Raw genomic sequence first — 23,039 nt, forward strand, 5'->3', positions numbered from 1 at the left:
CAGCAGGTATTGAGCTTGCGTTTTGGTCTAGAAGATGGACGAGCACTTTCACTGAAAAATATAGGCGAGCGGCTTAACTTTAGTCGCGAACGGGTGCGGCAGATTCAACAAGAAGCCTTAGCTAAACTCCGCAAATGCAAAGCTGATGTGGATAAATACTTAATTATTTAACTAGAGTTTTGCATAGTCCATTTAATAGATCGTAAACGTCTACCAAACTACCTAAGTTCAATATCTACAGTAGTTGTCGCGGGTGCAGATACTATGAAAAAGGGATGGTACTACCGATTTCTGTCGATTAGCTATAAAAACTGATGAAGTAACTTTCGAGCAAGGCTTCGGTTTATGCTAGGTAGCAGTGTTTAGCAAGCCGCTATTTTTTTAGCTTCAGCTCTTTGTGAGTAAAGCAACAGATTCTTGTTTCAATATGGGATGAGTACCCCGTCCAAAAATAATTGTGACTTTAGGCAAAATTTCATCTTGATTTCATCTTTCTCTGTTAAGCTGCTTAGCAAATGGTTAACTCATCTTCAAGCGAGCTAATTTCTTCAAGGTGTGAGATGAAAAAAATATTAATTTACCCTCTCGCTAGCTTGATTCTAGCTATTGTAGCTTCTATTTCAGCTAGCTACGCGAGCGGAAATATAAACACAAATACAAATGATAGTAGAGTTTTTAACGTTGAAAATAATTTACAATCTCCTACTACTCGTTGGCGGATTGTTAAACATGCTTTTCAAATACATATTCCCAAAAATATCGGTGCCCTTTCTCAGCTTATCATTGATACTCCATCCACTGTGGCTGTGAGCAATGACATTAATATATCCGATCGCAATGGTCGAAAAATTAATACCAATGTTTCTGTTAATGACAGAAGAATCATTATAGTTTTTCCTAGACATGATATTTCTAACACGAAGCTCTTAGTCGAACTTAATAAAGTCAAGCAACCAACTTTTGGTTCAGATTCTATATATAGCCTCTCAGCTAAAGTTGTTGGTAATGATTCAGAAATTCCTGTAGGTGTAGCTCGATTTCGCACATTTTAGTTTAACTAGTAATTTTAGAAGTTTTATTTCAATTTTGTTACTCGATCTCAAGCTAGTAAATAAATGCAGCATACTTTTTCGGTAAAACCTTACCAGAATTATGACGTGTGCTTCGACTAGTTAAAATCGCGTTCAGCTTCTAGGGTTTAGAAGATTTAACTTTAAAGGTTGAGTTTGGAGGCAATTTTTGGCTTTAGCTTAATCGTTGATGATGTTAATTTATTAAAAGCTGGCGATCGCTAGAAAAGCATGTCTCACAGAACAGTCGCGGACATAACCACAGACCACAGATAGGCTAATTATAACCGTGCTTTTATCATCAGCATTGCTCTCAATACAGGTTTGTCATTAGCAACTTGTACGGAAAACAATTTGCTTTTCCAAAACAGAGTTGATGCACGACCTAGTAATTGAACTATTTATAAAATGCTATGAAATTGGGTTATCAATTTAGCGGTAAATAACAAATCTAAACAGTATCCATCCTTAAATCCACATGAATGACAAAGCCGCTGATGCGACGACACCACAAAAGCGCCGCGTTCTATTTCAGGTTCTGGGACTGAATCTAGCACTGTCGCTTTCGCTATTCATAACTGGCTTACTGGGTGATTCCAGTGGATTGATCGCCAATGCCTTGGACAACTTATCCGACAGTGCTGTCTACGCAATCAGTCTTTTTGCGATCGGGCGATCGCCAAGGCTGAAAGTTGTAGCAGCGCGTGTATCGGGCGTGCTTCTGATCGTTTTCGCAATCGGAGTTCTAGGCGACGCGGCCCGTCGTGTCATATCAGGCACCGAGCCTATTGGAATTGTCATGATCGGAATGAGCGCGATCTCGACGGCAATAAATCTGCTCAGCCTCAAACTGCTAAAGCCCCTGAAAAATGCCGATGTAAACCTCCGAGCAGCCCAAACCTTTAGTATTAACGACTTCGTCTCTAACCTGGGCATTCTGGTCGCTGGTGGGCTGGTTGCCTGGCTGGGTCAACCGTGGCCCGATCTGGTTGTCAGTGCCGCAATTGCTGCGATCGTCATGAAGGGCGGAATTGACATTCTGCGCGATGCTGCACGAGAGTCACGCTCTGGAGCAAGGCGATGAGCTGCATCAGACAAAAGCGTACAGTACTACAGTTGTAGATCTCCTGCATCAGTACCCTTCATCTATATCCTTACTCTCTCATTCTATCTAGAACTGTTGTGTTAAAGCTTAGTGTACCGAGAGACATAACTACAGTATTACTGTTAGAAACTTCCAGTTACTAAGTTATTTCCAAGTGGTGCATTACAATTGCAAAAAATTCTACAAAGGATTTTTAGATATAGAGTCCTTTAATAAGCAAAAATTTCATTTTTATTTCATAGAATTCTGTCAATATATTGATTAATAGCTCCATTCAGTGAGAAGGGAGTGAGAAATCATTTATCATTTGAAAAATTACGTTCTTTTTCTTATGAAAAAGTATTGGCATGACGCTATTAATTGGCTGTGGCAAACCCCTGAACGTTCTCTGAACGCAGCTTATAATGCAGCACTTGAGATAAAAAGGATAGAAAATGAGTACTTTAGGGGTGAGCAATTCTCATCACTGAATGATTATAACGATAGTGTTGTTAACTATATCGAATCTGAATTGTCCAAATATTTACAAATTGCTCAAACCAGATTATCAGAATTTAAGCTAAGCCGCTCTATTCTCAACGTATCCCTTGTAAATATTTCTTCTAGTAAAAATTCAAATACTTTTGAACTAGAACGAGAGAGCATAACATGCGATCGTCAGACTATAGAAGTAAAAGCTATTACTTGTAAAACAATAGAAAAACTAAATCTTATTGAGGAAATCCTTATTAAATACAAATCTTTAAGTCCAAAAAATAAAGTAGATTGCGAGCTAATACCTCAATCAAATGAGATAGCTAGCGACATTTCCTTAACTCAGCTTAGCGAACAAGCTTCTATTAAAAAGACTCAAGCACTGCAAAATAAATTTAATAAACAAATTTCAGAAAAAAAATCGGCATCAGTGACATCGCTTAATGAACCTAGCGTTATTCCCCGTTCCATTGGTCTAACTATAGAAAAATTGAAGAGGAACTTGAACCCGAACGCAGAAGCTGAGGTGATTCAAGAGTGCCGCCGTTCTCGGTATCGAACCGTCGTTTCTATACGTTATTTATTAATTCTGATTCTAGTACCTTTTTTAATCAATCAGCTAGCTAAAGGTATTATAATAAATCCTTTAGTAAATTCATTTTGGAATAACAACCAATCAAATATTTATTTAAACCCCTCTCCTAAGAAATCGTCTCCACAACGGGTTGAGCGACCAGTTCCATACCTAATGCTTGCGCTTTTTTCTGAAGGCTGTTGACCATGCGTTCACGATACCGTTGCTCGTAGTAGTTTTCTCCTAGGTCAACATAGTCCTGACCAGAGGACCAGAGGTGGTAGAAAATGCGTGCAAGCTTGTGAGCAGTAGCAGTAATGGCTTTCGGCGCACCCAAACGGGTACGTAATCGGCGGTAAAAAGCACCTAATGCGGAATGGCTCTTGCCAGCAGCTTGAGCTGCCATACGAAAGGCATTGGCAGCCCGATTGACAACTTGCCGCGTGGCGGAACTTTTGACTTTTCCTCCTGTGATATGGCTACCTGGGCACAGTCCTAGCCAGGAAGTGAAGTGCTTAACTGTTGGAAAGCGGCTGGGGTCTAGTCCTACTTCCGAGAGGATAGTTTGCACGGTCAAGACTCCCATGCCATCAATTTGAGTAAAGTCAATCCCACTCATACGATACAGATGAGTGTGTAAATCAAAAGCAGGTTGATTGTCTTGCGGTTTGTGTCGTTTATGTTTGGAAGATGATAATGGCTGCTCCACTAAATCAACCTTGGCATCAAATTCAGATAAACACTGCTCAATTTGTTGGTCGCAAGCGGCAATTTGTGTTTGATAAGCATCGTAAAGCTGCAATTCCTGCTGTAGCACAAACAAATGCTCTCGGCGGTAATCGCCCTGTAAGGCTTGAGCAATTTCAGCTTCGCTGCGTTGACTGCGATGATGTCTCAAGGCAGCTAGTGTCTGAGGATTGTGTTCTCCTGCCACAATCGCTCTGATGATTGCCATGCCAGTAGTACCAGTTAGATCGCTGACGACTTGGTGTAGTTGCACATTCATCTGGGTCAATGCTTTCTGCATCCGTTGAATATGCACGCAGGCACTCTTGATGAGGTTGTCTCGTTGGCGGATGTAGCTGCGTAGGACACAGACAGAGTCTGCCGGACGAAATGACCCTGCCAACAAGCCATAGCTATGTAACTGTTGCAACCATTGACAGTCCAGCACATCACTTTTGCGACCAGGCAAACTTTTGACGTGATAGGCATTCACTAATTTGACCTCAAAACCGCGTGTTTCCAAAATTTGAAACAGCGGAATCCAGTAAACCCCTGTAGATTCCATCGCAACAGTCTTGATCCCACACGTTTGCAACCAATCTGCTAATGCGTGTAAATCAGCTGTAAAGCAGCCAAAACTTCTCACATTGTTGGCATCACAATCTGTTGGAACACAAACCCAATGAGTTTGGGAACCAATATCAATCCCCGCCGCACGAGAATGAATTGGCTCCAGCGTTGAGGAAGACTGCTGTTTTATACGCATTTGCACTCCTTTACACCCTGCATTGAATGATAAGTGTGCCTTGCCTGGATTGACGGATATCAAGAGTCTCCTAAACGGGATAGTGATTCAACTCACTTCGCCAATGTCATCCCCGTCGCAGTCCAGAACCAAGCTTTTGTACGGGCGACAAAGCACCAGTGAGGGAACGGTCTTAACTGCCAAGGCACACAACTAGTGTAGGTGGCTTTGACAAAACTGATTCTATTTCTTTTGACCATTCCGAGCAGAATTGCTCGTGAACAGCTTTTGTTACTACGAACCTAGTAAAATAAAAGAGATATCTAACTTGCCATAGCAGACTCTACAGGAACAGCGCGAAAATCATTCATAATCTCTATTAGTTTCGAGAAACCTCGTTTCATCCCAGGAATCGGAAATACCCTCAACCAAGGTTCAATTAAATGCCAAAAGATATAGGGCTGAATAATTAGCCTTAAGTTATTTAAAGCACTTTTCCAATTAATACCTGACTCCCAGTAAGGGTGTTGCTCAAATTTTCCAGTAAATTCCAACAGTCTAGAGTTTATTTGTAGGTTTTGCTTAATGACCTCATCTTTAAAAGCTTGAGCGTGTAAACTCACCAATAAGTAAGCACTGAAAATGATTTCCCACCACCGCTCGATGCTAGCATAATCTGTCAAGCGAAAATCTGCCCAACCCAATTCATTTTTTACTTGTTTAAAACCATACTCAATCCAATTTCTCAAGCTGTAGAGATTTCCGATAGTAAGCTGAATATTTCCAGGTAAATTAGTCATGATAAACCAAGTATCTGCTTTGGGGTCTTTTGTATCACTTTTGGTAATTTCGTAATAACGGATGCTGCGCCGCTTGCCAAAAATAATTTCCCGAATATAGCGTCTTTCCGGTTGGTGATGAGATAAGTTCTGTTGGTAGGCACGCCAAGTGTTGTAACGAACACGCTGCCCTGGAGCGACGAGAACTCCATGATTACTGCGAATCGCCACAATAAAATTTAACTCTAGCTCTTTTAAAACTCCAATTACATTCCCACTCTCACCATACAAACTATCAGCTAGAACTAGTTGAAATTTAAATCCAAATGCTATGAGTTCTCGAATAATTTCTTCTGCTAGCTGTGGTTTGGTTTTGTATACATCTTTTTCCTGAAGTCGATGACGTGGTTTGAAGATTCTAAAGCTCAATGGATAAGTAATATTGTCAACTATTGCATAAGCGTTAACAGAGACAATACCATTTGCTGTTCTGCCTAAATTACCAATGTACTGTTTGGCTACATAATCTGTTGCTTTGCCTTTTTTTTCATCCCCCGTTTCATCTATGCATAAGATTATTGGTTCATCTCCAATAGTCGCTTTGATTAACCGCAGTCGCATCTGGTGAAACGCTTTAGTATCCCAAGGTGTATCTCGCAGAAAATGATGTAGTTCTTGCCCATCCGAAAGACCAACGGCACGCGCAATTGCAGGTAATGATTTTCTCTTGACCTCCGAAATCATTCCTAAATGCAGAAATTTGAACGCTTCAAAATTTCTCACGTCTGGGAACAGATTTCGGTAATATTGGCAGTATTCGTCAATAAATCCTACCGTTGGCACTGCTGTTCTTGGCTCAATCATCTGACTCGCTTAGCTTACAACGCTTTTTCTCTGATTTTACTCCTCCAAGTGTAACAAAAGAGGGTAAACTCTTCTCAGGAAGAAAGAGCACTTAATGAGCTAAAAATTTTTGAAGAAAAACTTCGCTTTGATTTTTTAGCTGGAAAAACCCTAGCACTTACTCCAGAAATTACAGAAGAAAAACTAAAACAAAAAGCTTCTGAACTAGCTCAAAAATACAAACTTGAAAGTAATAATGCACTTAAAAGTATTTTTGCCGATCTACTATCAGTGGCTGCGTTTGTGGCTTTACTTGTAATAGGAAAACGACAGATAGCAATATTTAAATCTTTTATTGACGAGATAGTTTATGGACTAAGCGACTCTGCCAAAGCGTTTTTAATTATCCTGCTTACCGATCTATTTGTCGGCTTTCACTCTTCTCATGGTTGGGAAGTAATCTTGGAAAACACCTTAAAGCATTTCGGTCTTCCAGAAAATAAAGATTTTGTTTTTATGTTCATAGCCACCTTTCCAGTGGTCATGGATGCAATCTTCAAGTATTGGATCTTTCGTTATCTTAACCGTATTTCACCCTCGGCAGTGGCTACTTACCGCAACATGAATGAATAAGATGAACCCACAGTGGATTGAAACCCTAGCCCGACGAACGATCTAAATTCATTAGCAGCGTGAAAGAAAAGGAATTACTAAGAGGGTTTCGCGCTAAGGTACAAAATCAAATTGCGATCGCAAGCAACTCCTCAGACGTGAATTGACTTAACGCCTTAGTTTCATGCAGCAATGCCTTAGTTTAAGGGTAGCCGAACAGTAAACGTACTTCCCCTGCCCAACTCACTTTGAACCCGAATGCTGCCATGATGTGCTTGGGCGATCGCTTGAGCAATCGCTAGACCTAATCCAGTACCCCCCGACTGGCGAGAGCGATCGCTATTCACCCGATAGAAGCGGTCAAAAATTCGAGCCTGGTGTTCGGAAGCAATGCCGATGCCCGTGTCTACGATCTGAATAACGGCATAATGCTCGTGTCGGTCTAGAACGATCGTGACTCTACCCCCTGGGGGGGTGTACTGCATCGCATTGCTCGCGAGGTTAGAAATTAAGCGACCTAGTTGCTCTTCATCTCCAGTAACGTAAAGGGCTTGGCGTACCCGTATATCAGCTGTTAGCTTTAAAGTAGCGGCAATTTTTAGAATGGAAAATCCCTCTACTACATCACTGACTAGTTCGTTTAAATTACAGGAACTAAGTTTCATTACTAACGCTTGCTGTTTGTGCAATGTTTTTGCCGGATTTTCCATGCGCGAAAGTAACAAAAGATCCTCAACTAATCGAGAAAGGCGAATATTCTGACGTTCGATGGTTGTTAGAGAGTTCTCTATCTCTTGCTCGGACCAAGGCTCGATCTGGCTTTTGTTTTCTATAGTAGCTTGGATCGTTGCTATGGGAGTCCGCAATTCATGGGCAGCGTCAGCTGTAAACTGTCGCATTTTTAAATAAGAATTATAAATAGGTCGTATAATTAGTCCTGAAAACCACCAAGCTGAAGCTCCGATCGCAATGATGCCGATTGGTATCCCTGCTAATAGAATTAATCGCAAGTAAGCAAGTGACTGATCGAAATCCTCCAGCGATCGCCCCACCTGGATGTATCCCCAAAGCAGATTCTTATTAATATGAATAGATAAAGAAATTTGACGATAACGCTGACCATTGCGGTCTTGGAGAATTTGCCAAGTGTCCGGTTCTAGCAAAATTGGCAGCCCCGTAGGGTGAAAACCTGCTACGGCAACCAGGCTTCCAGAGGTGTCCAGTAAACGTAGGTAGTAGTTGCTTTGGTAAAAGACACCTGTAGAATGAGGCTTGGGCGCTGCTGTTTGCGTTAAGCAGCTTATCCCATCCGTGCATATACTCGGTAGAATTCTTTGAGCGTCCTCCGGTTTTACGCGACTAGGGTAAACTACGCTTGGTTCGAGGCTATCGTGCAGCGTACTTGCTACAGACTCCAGTTCTCGATCTAAAGCTGCCAGACGTGTATGGGCGATCGCGTGATAAAGAATAAATCCAGCTAAAACACAAATCAGCCCGACAACGCTAGCATATATTCCTGCCAGTCGCCAGCGAGTCAGTAGAAATAGCTTATTCTGGAGGGAGGATGATGTTGAAACGGTATCCCATGCCATAGAGAGTTTCAATCGAGCAACTACTGCCAATTTCTGTCAGTTTGCGCCGGAGCAAACGGATTTGGGCTGCTAGAACATTACTAGTTGGTTCTGTACTTGCCGTCCAAATCAGCTTGACAATTTGCTCGCCGCCGATCACCTGGTTAGGGCGCTTCATGAAACATTCTAGCAGTTGAAATTCCTTTGGTGTTAGTAAAAGAAACTGCTGGTCACCGCTTTGCTTCTGGAGACAGACAGTGTGAGTGCCGTAATCTAAGATTAAATCGCCGACCTGAAGTTGCTGGGGTTGGATCTGAGGCGATCGGCGCTGCAATGCCCGCAACCGTGCCAGCAGTTCTGCCATGCCAAACGGTTTCACTAGGTAATCATCTGCCCCTGCATCTAGCCCAGTCACTCGATCTCTGAGATCGCATTTAGCAGTTAGTATTAAAATCGGTATCGGATTATTCCGCAGCCGCAGCCGCCGACACAGTTCTAAGCCCGATAGCCCTGGCAGTAACCAGTCGAAGATAGCTAGTGTATATTCTGTCCAGTAGGATTCTAAATACATCCAAGCTTCATCGCCATCTAAAACCCAATCAACAACATACCGTTCCTGCTTTAACTTTTGCCTAATCGCATCACCTAAGTCTGGCTCATCCTCGACTAATAGAATCCGCATAACAACCTACTTCGTCTTAGCCGTCGTTTCTATGAAGATGCGTTTGAGTTCCAGTCATGTTTTCCATTGAACGCATTTCAAATCCTGTAAAACTTCAAGGGTATAAGAAAAGCTACTGGCGATTGCATTGCCTTTCCTGCTTTCTTCTATTTACTGAGAAAAGTTGGTGAATTTACTTTTAGAAAGATTACTAACGGCGCGTTGTAGCGTTGCCAGAGCGCGGTTATAATTCAAAATTGCATTAAGCCGATTCACATCCGCTCGCGTCAAGTCGTTTTCGGCAGCAATTACGTCTAATTGAGTACCAACTCCTCCTTGAAAGCGCACGCGGGCAATTTCTAAACCCTCTTGAGCCTGTTGCAATGCAGCGCTGGCAGTTTGAATGCTGCGAGCATTTGCCTGGAGGTTTTTATATGCCTGCTCGACTTGAAAACGAATTTGATTGCGAGTTTGAGCAAAACGGGTTTCAGCGATCGCTCGGTTGGCATCCTCTTGTGCTGCACCAAATCTAGCAGCTCCGCCACTAAAGAAATTCCAGCGCAGTCTGGCTCCTGCTGCATATCCATCTTTTAAACCAAATTCGTCATTAAAGTCATCCAACACTTGATAATTGGCAAATAGACTGACCTGCGGTCTTACATCAGCTAGAGCAATTCGTCTTTGCTGCTGGGCAATTCTCCGTTGCGCTAGCTGTTGTTGCAGCTCTACTCTGTTTTTATACGCCAGCACGATACTGTTTTCCAGCGATAGCTTCCACTCTCCTGCTTGTCGTACTGGATCGGCAGCACTTACATCTACTGTCTCACTCAAACTCAACAATTGCACCAATTGGCGACGGGCAATGTCTTGCTGGCTTTGAGCGTCGATGAGTTCCTGCTCTGCATTGCCCAACTGCACTCTGGCACGCACGACATCGAATCCAGTACCCAAAGCGCCTTCTTCTAATGAAATAGCATCTTGTAAACTCCTGCGGGCATTAGTAACAGCAGCCTGGGCAATTCGTACCTGTTCGTCGGTTTCTTGTAGATCGTAGTAGGCATTTGTGACATCGAGGCGAGTTTGCTCGTTCAGTCGCTCTACGTCCAACCGATCGAGGCGTACCTGCTCTTGGGCAGATCTAATTCTCGCAGGTCTTCTACCAGCAGTGAAGATGTCGTAACCAACTTCTACGGTGCCGCTGAGAACGTTAGCAGGAGAGGATTTTTCATTTAGATACTTCAAGTCATCAAGAGTCTCTCTGGCAGTCCGTTCGTTGGCAATCTCTGCCTGAGTGTTTAGTGTGGGTAATTGAGCTGCCTGCGCTTGTTTTAAAGCGGCTTGACTGCGCTGCAAGGTTTGTCGTGCTACCTGGAGATCTCGATTGTTCTTTTGTGCCAGGGCAATTGCCTGCCGCAAAGTAATTGGCTGTGCCTGTTGCGATCGAACTTGTTCTGGACTAGTCGGAAGGTCGAGCGGGTTTGGACTTGGATCGAGCGAGTCCGGCGGTTGGACTTTCTGGCTTTTTAAAACAGTTGGAGCAATTGGTTTGGGTTGGGCGATCGCGGATAGAGTCTGAGTAGAACTAAAGATTGCACTAACAATCATCAATACCACAAAACGAGCATTTAACATAGGTTTTTGTCAATTTGAAACACCCTTCCATTGGGGGATGAAATAGTCATGAAAAATGCTGGGATCTTACGTGCTCAATTGTTCTGCCACCCGCGATCGAGCAGCATCAGAAATTTTCTTGGGGAGAACAAATTTACCGAACTGCGCGTATAAGGCTGGAATCACCAGCAGCGTCAGGGCAGTTGAGGTAAACATACCACCCAAAACAACCATTGCTAAGGGTTGTAGCAATTCCCTACCCACACCCGAACCAAACGCCAGTGGTACCATACCAAAAGCAGATGAGAGGGCGGTCATTAAAATAGCGACAAGACGCTCCATTGACCCCGCGCTCAGCACGTCATGCAGCGGGACTCCGGCTGCCAGTCGATGGTTGTAGTTGTCAACCAACAACAGTCCGTTACGGATGGCAACGCCGAAAAGCGTGATGAATCCAACCATCGAAGCTACGGATAGAATGCCACCGCTCAGTGCTAGAGTGAACACACCCCCAATTATCGCCAGGGGTAGGTTGAGCATAATCATCACCGTAGCAGGAATGGAGCCAACCGAGAAATAGATCAATATCGCGATGACCGCTAGCGCCAAAGCGCCGATCGCCAGTAAGGTTCGCGTGGCGCGCTCTTGCGACTCAAATTGTCCGCCATACTCAATGAAATAGCCAGGTGGTAGCGTCACTTCCCGCTTAACCTTGTCACGAATTTCCTGAATCACGGAACCGAGGTCTCGACCGTCCACATTAGAAGAAACAAGAATCCGGCGAGAAACACTTTCTCGGTTAATCGTGTTAGCTCCCGTGCCATAATCGACTTGTGCTGCCTGTGCCAAAGGGATCTTTCGACCTTCGGGGGTATCGATCAGTAGCTCTCGAATCGTTTGCAGGTCTCGCCGCGCCTTTGGCTCCAGCCACACCAGCAGATCGAACACTTGCTGCTGTTCGAGAACCTGAGAGACAACCCGTCCATTTAGAGCAGTTTCCAGCGTTTCGGAAATTTGCCCTACCGTCAAACCGTACCTAGCAGCGGCATCTCGGTCGAACTCGATCTGAACCTGTTTGACAGGAACTTGGGGTTCCAGTTGCAGATCGACGACACCTGGCACGCTACTCATCACCGATTGAATTTGTCCTCCCAGCGTCCGCAGTTGTTCTAGATCCGGTCCAAACACCTTGACAGCGATCGCCGAGCGCACTCCAGAGAGAATTTCATCAATTCGGTGAGATAAAAAGCCACCGACATTGGCAGCCACACCAGGGAGTTTTTCAAATTCAGTCCGCAGGGCTTCAATCGTTGACTCTCGGTCTTTCATGCCCTCTTCGCTTAGTTCCACATCCAACTCAGCAAAATTAACTCCTGCTCCTTCTGTGTCTCCTGGCGCGCGACCGGGACGCAGTTGGAGTGCTGTAAATCTGGGGTCGTCTTTAAATTTATTCTCCAGCACTGCACCAGCGCGATTCGTCGTATCCAAAGACACGCCTGGATAAAGGTTCATTGCCACCACCAGTGAAGGTTCTTGAAACTCCGGCAGAAATACCCGTCCCACTCCGCTTAGAATTACCATAGAGGCTACAAAAGCAGCTGATGCCGTCAACAGAACCAATTTAGGGCGATGCAACGAGAACAGCAGCGCCGGACGATACAGGCGGGCAGACAAGCGCGATATCCAGGTTTCTTCTTCACGCAACTGCCGATTTACTAGCATTAAGGCACAAAGGGCTGGGGTCAAGGTGAGTGCTACCACCGTCGAGGCAATAATTGACAGTAGATAAGCTACTCCCATTGGTGTAAAGATTCGTCCTTCCACGCCTTCTAGAAAGAAGATCGGAGCGAAAACTACGATAATAATCACCGATGACAGCAGGATACTGACGCGCACCTCTACTGACGCATCAAAGACTACTTGTAGTGGTGGTACAGGGTTCCCCTCTTGTTGATTTTCCCGCAAGCGACGGTAGACATTTTCCATACCTACAATCGCATCGTCCACTACTGAGCCGATGGCAACCACCAACCCCCCTAGTGTCATCGTGTTGATCCCATCCCCTGTCAACTTCAGGACTGCCATCCCCAATAGGAGAGATAAGGGCAGGGCGCTCAGGCTAATTACCACCGTCCGCCAGTTCATCAAAAACAAAATCAGGACGACCGAAACAATAATCACGCCGTCCCGCAGCGACTCTTCTACGTTTTTGACAGAGGCTTCAATAAAGCTCTCTTGGTCGTAGGTTGTGGCAATTTTCACATCTTTGGGCAAACCAGGCTTGATTTCTTCCAACGCGGTTTCCACGGCTTTTGTCACGGTAACTGTATCAGCTGCTGGCTGCTTGTTTACCACAAGAAGAACTGCTTTTTTTCCATTAAAGCTGGCATCTCCCCGCTTTAATTCCGCCCCAATCTGCACGTTGGCAACGTTATCGAGCAGCACGGGAACGCTATCGCGCTCCGTCACTACTGCTTTTTTCAACTGATCGATCGATTGCAAGCGACCCGTCCCCCGAATCAAAAATTCTCGGTCTGGATCGATCAAAAACCCACCTGGGGCATTGACATTTGCCTCTTCAACTGCCTTAGTAACTTCTGCCAGGGTGACGTTAAACGCCCTTAGCTTGGCAGGGTCAACCAGCACCTGGTATTGGCGGACATCGCCGCCCCACACGGTAATTTGAGTCACCCCTGGTACCGCCAGCAGGCGGTTTCTGACTTGCCAGTTCACAATCCGCTGTACGTCCATCATCGGTGTAGTGTCAGCAGTGAAGGCAATTTTGAGGATGGTGCCAATGGGCGAACTGACAGGAGCGAGTTCGGGACGCTCGATACCTTCCGGTAATTTACCCTGCGCCTGCTGTACCCGCTCAGTCACTAATTGTCTAGCTTTATAAATATCCGTACTCCAGTTAAATACAACTCGCACTAGAGACAATCCAACTCCAGAAGAAGAACGAACGGATTCTACTCCTGGAGTACCATTAATGGCGCTTTCAATCGGGAGAGTTACCAGCGACTCTACTTCTTCTGGTGCAAAGCCAGGGGCTTCCGTAAGGATTTCTACCTGCGGCGGTGCAAAGGTGGGAAACACGTCCAGGGGCATCTGGAGCAGTAACAGAAAGCTCCACACAGCCACAATAATCCAAGCAATGACGACCAGCCAGCGCTGGGCAATTGACCATTTAACAATGGAATTTAGCATAGTTAATTCAACTACTGGTGGGGGTTGCGGCTTTCTTCTGGCTTTTCGGCTTTATGCTCTGGAGGAAACTGGGCATTTAGTTTAGAGTCATCCAGATAAACTTCAGTTTCGTATCCGCTTGAATTAACTTGAAGCAGCGGGCTAGAATGCATACGGCGTTTTGTCCAGAACGAACCTACCCAGAAAGCTCCAGCTAGGCTTGCCCCACCCAAGGGCAATACGATCCACCAGGGCAGAGCCGAGGAGGAGCTTGAGGCTTTTGTCCCTTCATTCTGGGAAGAAGAACCTGCTTCTTCACCGTGGGAGTCTCCTTCTTCCTTGCCACCACCCTTTAGAGATTGAGCGTAAAGCAGGGGTGCGCCCTGAGTGACAATGCGATCGCTAGCAGATATTCCAGTTTTTATTTCAACCAAATTGTCAGAGGTACGCCCCTGTGTCACTTCAGTTGGCTGGTAAGTCTTACCTTTTTGGACGTAGACAACATCTTTGCCGCCCGCTTCCACGATCGCTGCACTAGGAGCCGCCAGTACTGCTGTCGGAGTGCGATCGGTCAAAATCTCTAACTGAGCAAACATTCCCGGCTTCAGCACGCCACCTGGATTGTCTAGTTCTGTTCTCACTGGAACAATGCGGTTTTCTCCTTCGATCGCCGAACCGATCACTGCTACCCGTCCCCTAAATGTACGATTCGGCAAACTATCAATTTTTATTCGTACTGGTTGACCAACTCTGATTTGATTACTGTCTTTTTCGTAAATATTTGCCGTGGCGAAAACTCCACTGCCATCGACAATCGTCATGATCCTCTTGCCTGCGTCCTGTCCTGATTCACCTATCGTCGCTTCTCGGTTAGCTACAACTCCAGAAATAGGAGCCTTAACGGTTATCGTGCCATCCGCGTTAGGGGTAGCTCTCAACTGCCGGAGTCGGGTTTGATAGGTTTGATTGCTCAATGCTAATCGCGATCGCGCTACTCCCAGTCCCGACTGGGCGCGCTTCAGTTGTGCCTGCGCCTCTGAGACCTGCAAGCGGCTTTGGGCTTTGGCAAGGGCTGCTTTTGCTACTGCTAGTTGAGTTTCAGATTCCCACACCTGCCGTCGGGGGATGGCACGCCTATCTAGTAACTCCTTGTCTCGGTCATACCTCTCCTGTGCGAAATTTAGCGCAGTCTGGGCTTGCTGAATGTCAGTAGCAGCTATCTTCTGCTGCTGTTCGTAATTTTGTTGCGCCAACCGTAGGTCTGCTTGTGCCTGCTGTACGCTGGCGATTGCCTCTGCCTGTCTGTCTAAAGCATTGGTGCGAAGTTCTGCCAAGTCTGGGCTAGTCATAATGGCAACCGCCTGACCTACTTTCACCTGTTCCCCTGGATTAACTAACAGTTTGATTACTGTCCCCCCTACCGGAGTCGTCACGTCTACCCGACGATTCGGCAAAGTTTCAATCTGACCTGTGGCTTTAATACCAGTTGCTAGTCGCTGTTGGATGACAGGCTCTACCTTAATTCCCAATTGTGCTGCAATGCTAGTATCGATTGGAATGGGTTCGGTCATTTGACTTGCATTGCTACCGCCCTGAAACTCAGAGCCTCCATGCCCAGCTTCAGCAAGAACTTTAGCACCTGGGGTTAGAAGCAGCAGGCTTAGAAAAACTCCAGAAAATACCTCCCGCTGTATTCGAGAAAGGTTCATTTTGTAAGGCATTAGAAATCCTTTGTTTTGAATTGAGCTAGGTGAAAGGCAAACTTTAATAGCTCGGAGCATGGGGATATCCTAAATACTGCGCGAGAGGAAAAAGCCAAAACTCTTGCCGATCGGCTAAATCTGAATTTGAGAAGTGACAGGCGAACGCTAAACACCTATTGTTTCACATAACTATGAAATAGAGATGAAATTTCTACAGAAACAGATGATTTTTTCCATGTTACTGATGGTTGAAAGCTACCTCTCTCGTCATTTAAAGCAATACTGTTTTTTCAGGCAAAGTCAATCCATTCATTTCGATCGCTACTAACTGTTTTGCGTATTTTGTCATAGTACCATTCACAAATACTATTTTTTCCGTCTCATTTATAGCAATTACCGCCTAAATTGATAACTTTAATTTTGATCGACTAAAATTTCATCCCTGTTTCATAATCTTCTGTTACTCTGATTATGCAAAGGTTAATTTAATTCAAGTAAACCTAAAATTTCAGTCGATCTAGCCGACTCTTTAGTAAAGTCGAGTCAAAATGATCAAAACCCTAATTTATGCTGCTACGTTTGGTTTGACAGCCGCAGCAGCGGTTCCAATTGCTTACGGAAGTTCCGTAACAGCTCCTGCAAAGGTTCCACGTATTGTTAGCTCTGTCCAATTTCCTCAGAGCAGATGGAAAATTGTTAGACACACTTTTCGTTTGCAGATCCCTCAAGAGAGTAAACCTCTTTCCCAGTTGACGATTAGCGTCCCCGCTGGTTTAACTGTCAAAAACAAAGATAAGATCGGTGTGTTTGACCAATCTGGTCGCCAAGTTGATACAAATGTTTCTGTTGATGGTAGCAAGGTTACATTAGAGTTTCCTACACCTATCAATCCTGGAACTGAACTCAAGATTGCTATGAGAGATGTAAAAATTTCAGGCGTTACCAACGCTTGGTTATACAAGGTTTCCGCTAGACTCGTTGGCATCAATGCAGATCTACCCATCGGGTTTGCTCGCTTCCGATTTTACCGATGAGATAATTCTGGGAGTGAATGTTAATATTTCATCCTAAATTCATCTAAAGCTGTCAAGATAGTAAATGAAAGGATGAGTTGCTGCCCTGCTTTAAGGGAGTAATTAATCTTACAGTCGGACTTAGGCGTATAGCTACTCAGATACTAATATACTGTTGTATGTTCAACGACTTCCTCCGATAAAATCTGTCAATCTAAACCAACTCAAAAAACTGAGAAATTGGTCGGACAAGGTTTTTTAGTTGTCTAATCTAGGTTAAGATTTGCAGCTAAGCTTGCTTGTTAGTCTCAAAAACAATTGCTAGCCTAATCGTTTTCACGCACGTATAACTAGGTCGATCGGGGTGACTAACAGCTAGTTCTAACTTTAGGTTTGTGAAAAACTTAAGCTAGACCTATGGCAGCTTTTGTTCAATCTGTATCTACCGGAGCCGCACTTTCAATTTCTACACAGAGCATTCGTCAGTTTTCACTTGGCTTACCTAGCATACGGTAGAAGTATTGGAATAAATGCTAACCGAAAAATCAGTATGGTTCAGATTCAAACGTATCCTCAGCTAAAAAGGAAATGTTCTCCGATCGCAGAACTTATCAGCGAAGCCTCAATTTTTAACCGTTAAGAGTTAGCGCGGGAAAACTAAACTTCTATCCCCCATTAAGTCTGACTAGTCTTGCTATTTCACCTCTTCATTTGGAGTTTTGTCATGAAAAGATTTGTTATTGGTACCGCACTCGTCCTAGCTATACCTGCGTTAAGCTTTGCTAACGCTTCCCTCGGTTCTGCTGCCGACGCAGAAATCTCGAACAGATCTAACACAGGAGATTGTAAATCCATTCCTCCAGCCAGACCTACTGGGGGAGGTACTAGGGAAAGAATCGCAGCTATAAAAAAGTGTGATGCAGCCCGAGCGAGCGAGCAACAGATGCCTAGCACTTCCCCAACAGAACAACCTAGCTCCCCATCTGAAGTACCAACCCAGCAGAATCAAGAGCCTGACAGTTCTGAGCAACCATCAGCACCAGGGTCGGTGACTATACCATCAACCACACCCTAAAAATGATGCTAGATAGATACTAGATATGGATTGAGGCTACTAGTTGTAAAAAAGCTTGGTTTGTTTTTTCGCCAACATCATGACAGTTTTGCCTCAATCTTTATTACTAGAAGCGATCTGAGGCTGAGTCTATACTTAGTTCTCTGCTCCAATGACTTTGAAACTTGGGTCTGTTTGCTTGCTGCTTGAGACACTAATTGATTTGTTAAGGTAAAGCTAACAGAAATTTTGAAGCTCAACTGAGACACAAAAAGTTATTTTTCGCTTGCAATAGTGACAGGCTTCAGTATCAAGTTTGAACTTCTTCAGTCAGCGAAGTTTATTTGGATTTTACGCTCATGAAATTTTTTATACTCAGTAGCTTATCAGTTTTGCTGATTTCTGCTGCAACTGCACCTACAGTCAAAGCTGAAATAGCAGCAGTCACCAACACAGCAAACAATGCTGCTACTATTAGCCAGCTAAAACCCTTTAACCTAGTACACATGGCTTATCAAGGTTACTTCCGAGACCAAGGTATACCTGGCTACGGCGCTTTCCTCTCAGCTTACAGGATGGGTAGAATAACCCCCAAAAAACTCGTTCAAAGCGCAGTTCAAAGAAACAAACTTTCAGCTCAAGTCCTAGATAATAAAAGATATCTGAGGGCTGTTGAATCTCAACTATTTTCGTTAAGTAAACGTTAGGCAAGGGTAACAAGTTGGTTAGGCTTACAGCAATCTAGTAATAGCTGTTTGACTCGTTGGTTTGGTTGAACTACCTTAGCTTACAAGCTTTACTCAATTTTCAGCCAAAAAAGCAATCTGCTTCCATAACTCTCTTTTTTCTACACTGCTTCGCTTTACACATTTTCTACTCTTGCTGTCTGATATGTGTCCACTGCTTGGAAGGGAAGCTCAGTATATCATGCGGACTGTCGAATTTAAGTTAAGTCTCAATCGTTACCAACAGGCAAAAGTCGATAGCTGGCTTACCATTCAGCGATGGGTTTGGAATCAAGGATTACATTTGTTGGAGGAATTTAACAGCTTTAGCACTTGGGATAAAGTTTCCCAGTCTTGGGTTCCCTGTTGTTCAATTCCCTGGACATATTACAGAGATTCTGTTGGGCAACTTATTCCCTTCACTCGGATAGCTAAAAAGAAACCGTACCGAATGAGCTGCCCAATACCCCAGGCTTATCGCAAACCTCTATTAGAGACACCCACGTTCTTTGGACTCCTCTACTACTTTGCTCAAAAGAACCATTCCGACAAGCCCTGGTTTTGCGACGTTCCTTGTAGATTTGTTGCTGGTACACTGAAATCTCTGGCTGACGCATGGACTGCTTATAAATCAGGTAAACGCAAACGTCCTCGTTACAAGCAGTACAAGGATAAATTCAGAACCCTGACAAATAATAATGCCAAGCCTGTCAAGATTTCAGGGAAGCGAATTACACTACCAAAGTTAGGAAAGGTAACAGTTAAAACTCTCGATCGGCGTTGGTTAAAATCAGTACCTATCGTGACTCTAAAAATAGTCAAAGAGCCTTCAGGTTATTACTTACAGTTAACAGGTTGTTTTCCAGTCAACAAAGTAAAACCTACCAATAAAGCAGTAGGCGTATCGCTAGGCTATTCGCACCTTACTACTGATGGTGAAAAAATAGTGGAGCCGCCAAACTTTTACCATAAGATGGAGAAACAATTGGCGCAACTCCAACGCCAGCTCTGTCGCCAACAAAAAACTTGTCCAATTTTTTCTTATAGCCCTAGCTTAGGAGAGCATTTTCTCAGTTGCCCTATTAATCCTAGTAAAGGGGCAAACCGAGCTAAGACCCAGCGGAAGATATCTCGACTGCATGAAAAGATTCGCCGTAGCCGTCGTGCCACTAATCACAAAATTTCAACATACTTAGTGCGAGAATATGATGCGATTGCTATGGTCAAGCCCGAAATTAGAAAAATTGCTCGTAAACCTATAGCAATTGTGAACAAATTAGGAGAATTTGAACATAACGGTGCAAACCACAAAGCAGAGTTCAATAAAGGCTTGCTGGACAATAGCTTGGGTCAGCTGACTAGTCTAATCAATCAAAAGGCTTCAGTACAAGGGCGAGAGTTGATTTCGGTCAGCCCCAAAGACTTACCTGATGAGCTGAAACAACGTACTGAGAAGTGTTGCGAGCAATTGCAGTGGTCGCGCGCTGTTTATTTAACAAGCTTCTCTAGAAGGTACCGCGCTTGGGCGTGGGAACTAACGCCTGGGGAGTCCACTGGGACGTTGAACCAGGAACCACCGCAGGGTGGACTTTCCTGTGATGCAGGGACAACTTCCAACTTTATCTCAGAAAGTATCGGTCTTTATGGAGTAGGGGATATTCCTGAAATAATCCCGTTGCTTCAAAATCAGTCTGAGGCTAACTCTAGTTATTAGTGGAAGTTGCAAGGAACGCTTGTTTAGATCGCTTAATTTTGCGACTAATAGCCTTCATTCTTTTAGTTTTGAAGCTCTTACTTCTTTAAGCAGAACTACTAGCTTCAAATCCCTTGCAGTATCAATCACGTTGACGAATTTAGGATTTAATTACTTCACCTATCAGCCAGTAGGAATTGTAGGAGATCGACAGTCCACGGAAGCATAGAATACAAGAGATTGTAAAGTTCTTATAGCTAGATTAATTAGAAAACCCACGCTGACTTTTCAATCGTCATCTATGTCTATAGACTGCCGCTCCAAAATTGAACTCATTTAGCGAAGCAGTGTTTATTCAGGAGTTTGTGCTATGAAATTTGCAGTACTTGGAGTTTTGTCAGTTTTGATGGTTTCTACTATAACTGCACCTACACTAGGAGTTGAGATAGCAGCAGATCGAGGAGAAAACAGTACTGCTATCAGATATCAACTACGTCCCTTTAATCTAGTTTATTTGGCTTATCAAGGTTACTTCCGAGACCAAGGCATTCCTGGCTACAGCGCGTTCCTTGCAGCTTACGAGGCGGGGAGAGTCAGTGCTGAAGAACTCGTGCAAAGTGCAGTCAAAAAGAACAAACTTTCCCCTGAAACTGCAAGCGATCGAGGCTACCTCAGAGCTGTAAAATCCTATATAGAAAGTTTGAGAAAAGATTAACAATTGTACTGTCCTTGCTCGTTTCTTTATGAACGGGCAAGGACAAATCTTAGAACCAACTTCTAAAACTTGAAGGTCGTTCGTATAGTGCCAACATAAATGTTGCTGTTGTCGTTATTGTGTTCTGGATTGAAAATGACGATCGCGCCAGGAGTGACCTCAATATTATCTGTAATCGGAAAGCGGTAGAGCGCCTCTAGGTGATAAGAATTATCGCGATCGCGACGACCGCCAAAATCATTACTAGCTGCTCTGGGTGGCATACCAAAGATCAAGCCGAGTACGCTACCTTCTTTACCCAAATCTTGTACGGCTAAGGTTGCCGCCCAGTTCCAAATTTCAGCAGACTGAGAAGGGCTGTTTTCATTCAAAGCGACAGTGTAACCGCCCCAACCCGAAATTGTAATTCTTTCACCTAGCTTGAGGTTAGCTTGAGCGGCATAGTGATTGGCTGAAGTTGCAGCACTGTCGAAGGGGTTGTTAGCAAAATTACTGCCAGTACCTCCCGAAACACTAATACTGTTGCTCGTAGTAACGCTATCCGTTACCGCATTATCGTAGCTATGAGCGTAGGTTAGTCCTAAATTTAAGGCATCAGAGGGACGAAAAGCTAGTTGAGCGATCGCCGCATAATCCCCGTTGAAAAGTCCAAAACTGTTACCAGGGTTGTTAGAATTTGGTGCTTTATAGCCCAGAGATAGACCGATACGACCTTTAGGGTTAATGTTGACAGTTAAAGCAGAACCCGCAGTCCCCTGCTGGCGATAGATCGGGTTAAAGCGCCCAAAGTTTGAGATTGCTCCGTTACCGCTGCCTTCAAGCACGGGATTGAAATTGTACATGTTTTCAAAGAAGTCGGAGTTGGCAAAGTCAACTTTGACATCGGCAATGTCACCCACAGGAAAACGATAGAAAAAGTCATCGAGGACAACATCATTACTATCACTGCCATCGAACGATAGGCGTGTCATAGCAGTACCCGTATCACCTGAAGCGCCAGGAGTTCCAGTTCTCGTGAACGGGGTGATGTTGCGGGCTTGTAGCCGAGTTCTCAGTAAATCTTTTCCAGTGAAACTGGTGTTGAAATTAAGACGAACGCGGTCAGCCAAGATTGTATTGATGTCCAAATCTCCTCTAGAACCGTCTGCTTCACCGCTACGGACAGCTCGCTCGTCACCAAAGACATCGGCGGCAGCAACGACTATTTCTCCAGCTAGTGTGGTGGTAGTAGAAAATTGATTTGCTTCTAATTCAGCCGTCCGCGCTTCCAGGGCATCGACGCGACCGCGCAGAGTTGCCAGTTCAGCTGAGAATTCCTCTTGCAACCGCTGTAGAGTTGCCAGGTCTTCTCTGGTGACCATATCGGCAGTAGCGGTAGCAATTAGTTCGTTAACTCTATCCAAGCAAGCATTCAAACCAGCAGCGAACTCGTAACGAGTCAAAGCACGGTTGCCGCGATAGGTGCTATCGGGATACCCAGCAATGCAACCATAACGCTCGACTAAGGACTGCAATGCTTGAAAAGCCCAGTCAGTAGGTTGTACGTCGGACAGCTGAGAGACGGATGTTACCTGAGCAAGCATATCCGTAGCTGGGGCAGTGTTACTAAGTTGGTTCGGTTGGTTCGTAGTGCTTTCATCTAGTTCGCCAGAAGTTCGTACTTGTGTTTGGCTGTCTAGAGTGTCTCCTACCTTTTCTTCTGGTTCAACTTCAGATGCAGGAAAAGCTGCAATTTCCTTAAAATTTAATGTAGTAGTATTTCTAAGGTTTGCAGCAGTAACAGAAGATTCTGAGAATCTTGACGTTAAGTCTGTCACAGGTGCTTCAGCAGCTTGAGTGCTATTTGTCACAAACAGGGTGGCACCCAGAATTACTGGACTCAGTTGTAGAGCATACCATAAAGATTTTGCCATGACTTTGTTCTCACTCACACCAATGTTGTTGATTGACCATCAGTCTACTCAACCAGCGGATGTACCGCAGTTTTTATGACTAACTGTGAGCTTCATTCTTGATGAATGAACTCAATAATAATCAGATTGACAGATCTTTATGAAATAGGGATGAAATTTAGATGTTTTTAAGAAAAATTATTTAAAGCGAGAAAGAAGATTCTTACCATAGACGAACATATAGCAATTGTTCGGGCAAGTTTAGTTACAGTTAAACAAAGTAATGA

At 44.3% G+C, this 23,039-nt stretch carries 17 protein-coding genes and 1 pseudogene; 10 read left to right on the forward strand and 8 right to left on the reverse strand.

Annotated features, from left to right (window positions below):
* The 4 genes from H6G17_RS28190 to H6G17_RS28205 all read left to right on the forward strand — a co-directional run.
* A partial coding sequence (locus H6G17_RS28190; RefSeq protein WP_347276479.1) for a sigma factor-like helix-turn-helix DNA-binding protein occupies positions 1-171 on the forward strand: 171 nt, incomplete at its 5' end.
* Positions 172-560: 389 nt separating this feature from the next.
* On the forward strand, positions 561-1,052 hold the full coding sequence (locus tag H6G17_RS28195; protein WP_192161868.1) for a hypothetical protein: 492 nt from the start codon (positions 561-563) through the stop codon (positions 1,050-1,052).
* Positions 1,053-1,548: 496 nt separating this feature from the next.
* Positions 1,549-2,154, forward strand: coding sequence for a cation transporter (locus H6G17_RS28200; protein ID WP_192161869.1), 606 nt, complete (start codon positions 1,549-1,551; stop codon positions 2,152-2,154).
* A gap of 352 nt (positions 2,155-2,506) precedes the next feature.
* A complete protein-coding gene (locus tag H6G17_RS28205; RefSeq protein WP_192161870.1) occupies positions 2,507-3,427 on the forward strand; it encodes a hypothetical protein in 921 nt (306 codons plus the stop codon).
* Here the strand turns inward: H6G17_RS28205 and H6G17_RS28210 are convergent.
* Together H6G17_RS28210 and H6G17_RS28215 are read right to left on the reverse strand one after the other, a co-directional pair.
* Positions 3,351-4,715 (reverse strand): IS110 family transposase, encoded by a 1,365-nt coding sequence (locus H6G17_RS28210; protein WP_192161871.1) that lies wholly within the window; start codon positions 4,713-4,715, stop codon positions 3,351-3,353. The genes H6G17_RS28205 and H6G17_RS28210 overlap by 77 nt on opposite strands.
* A gap of 302 nt (positions 4,716-5,017) precedes the next feature.
* Complete coding sequence (locus tag H6G17_RS28215; RefSeq protein ID WP_192161872.1) at positions 5,018-6,337, reverse strand: IS701 family transposase; 1,320 nt, start codon at positions 6,335-6,337, stop codon at positions 5,018-5,020.
* A 66-nt stretch (positions 6,338-6,403) separates the two neighbouring features.
* Here H6G17_RS28215 and H6G17_RS28220 point away from each other — a divergent pair.
* A pseudogene (locus tag H6G17_RS28220) lies at positions 6,404-6,949 on the forward strand (CemA family protein); the annotation flags it as partial.
* A gap of 176 nt (positions 6,950-7,125) precedes the next feature.
* On the opposite strand, the gene rppB reads toward H6G17_RS28220, so the two are convergent.
* From rppB to H6G17_RS28245, 5 genes are all read right to left on the reverse strand, one after another.
* Positions 7,126-8,520, reverse strand: coding sequence for a two-component system sensor histidine kinase RppB (gene rppB, locus H6G17_RS28225; RefSeq protein ID WP_192161873.1), 1,395 nt, complete (start codon positions 8,518-8,520; stop codon positions 7,126-7,128).
* Positions 8,477-9,181 (reverse strand): two-component system response regulator RppA, encoded by a 705-nt coding sequence (rppA, locus tag H6G17_RS28230; RefSeq protein ID WP_192161874.1) that lies wholly within the window; start codon positions 9,179-9,181, stop codon positions 8,477-8,479. The genes rppB and rppA overlap by 44 nt, the downstream gene beginning before the upstream one ends.
* A gap of 150 nt (positions 9,182-9,331) precedes the next feature.
* A complete protein-coding gene (locus H6G17_RS28235) occupies positions 9,332-10,792 on the reverse strand; it encodes a TolC family protein (protein ID WP_192161875.1) in 1,461 nt (486 codons plus the stop codon).
* A gap of 66 nt (positions 10,793-10,858) precedes the next feature.
* Complete coding sequence (locus H6G17_RS28240) at positions 10,859-13,978, reverse strand: efflux RND transporter permease subunit (protein WP_192161876.1); 3,120 nt, start codon at positions 13,976-13,978, stop codon at positions 10,859-10,861.
* Between the two features lie 11 nt (positions 13,979-13,989).
* Positions 13,990-15,678, reverse strand: a complete 1,689-nt coding sequence (locus tag H6G17_RS28245) for an efflux RND transporter periplasmic adaptor subunit (protein WP_192161877.1) — start codon at positions 15,676-15,678, stop codon at positions 13,990-13,992.
* Positions 15,679-16,208: 530 nt separating this feature from the next.
* Between H6G17_RS28245 and H6G17_RS28250 the strand changes: the two genes are divergently transcribed.
* From H6G17_RS28250 to H6G17_RS28270, 5 genes are all read left to right on the forward strand, one after another.
* Positions 16,209-16,694, forward strand: coding sequence for a DUF2808 domain-containing protein (locus H6G17_RS28250; protein WP_192161878.1), 486 nt, complete (start codon positions 16,209-16,211; stop codon positions 16,692-16,694).
* A gap of 703 nt (positions 16,695-17,397) precedes the next feature.
* Complete coding sequence (locus H6G17_RS28255; RefSeq protein ID WP_106216616.1) at positions 17,398-17,748, forward strand: hypothetical protein; 351 nt, start codon at positions 17,398-17,400, stop codon at positions 17,746-17,748.
* A 338-nt stretch (positions 17,749-18,086) separates the two neighbouring features.
* The gene (locus H6G17_RS28260; protein ID WP_192161879.1) at positions 18,087-18,434 is read left to right on the forward strand and encodes a hypothetical protein; all 348 of its coding nucleotides are present in this window, start codon (positions 18,087-18,089) and stop codon (positions 18,432-18,434) included.
* Positions 18,435-18,618: 184 nt separating this feature from the next.
* A complete protein-coding gene (gene c2c8 / locus H6G17_RS28265; RefSeq protein WP_242038641.1) occupies positions 18,619-20,166 on the forward strand; it encodes a type V CRISPR-associated protein C2c8 in 1,548 nt (515 codons plus the stop codon).
* A 349-nt stretch (positions 20,167-20,515) separates the two neighbouring features.
* Complete coding sequence (locus tag H6G17_RS28270) at positions 20,516-20,860, forward strand: hypothetical protein (RefSeq protein WP_106216618.1); 345 nt, start codon at positions 20,516-20,518, stop codon at positions 20,858-20,860.
* 62 nt (positions 20,861-20,922) lie between these two features.
* On the opposite strand, the gene H6G17_RS28275 is transcribed toward H6G17_RS28270, so the two are convergent.
* Entirely contained in the window at positions 20,923-22,773 is a 1,851-nt protein-coding gene (locus tag H6G17_RS28275; RefSeq protein ID WP_192161881.1) for an iron uptake porin, read from the reverse strand.
* Positions 22,774-23,039: the final 266 nt, after the last annotated feature.

Origin of the sequence: Chroococcidiopsis sp. [FACHB-1243] (genome assembly GCF_014696895.1) — a bacterium.
Classification (GTDB): Bacteria; Cyanobacteriota; Cyanobacteriia; order Cyanobacteriales; family Chroococcidiopsidaceae; genus Chroococcidiopsis.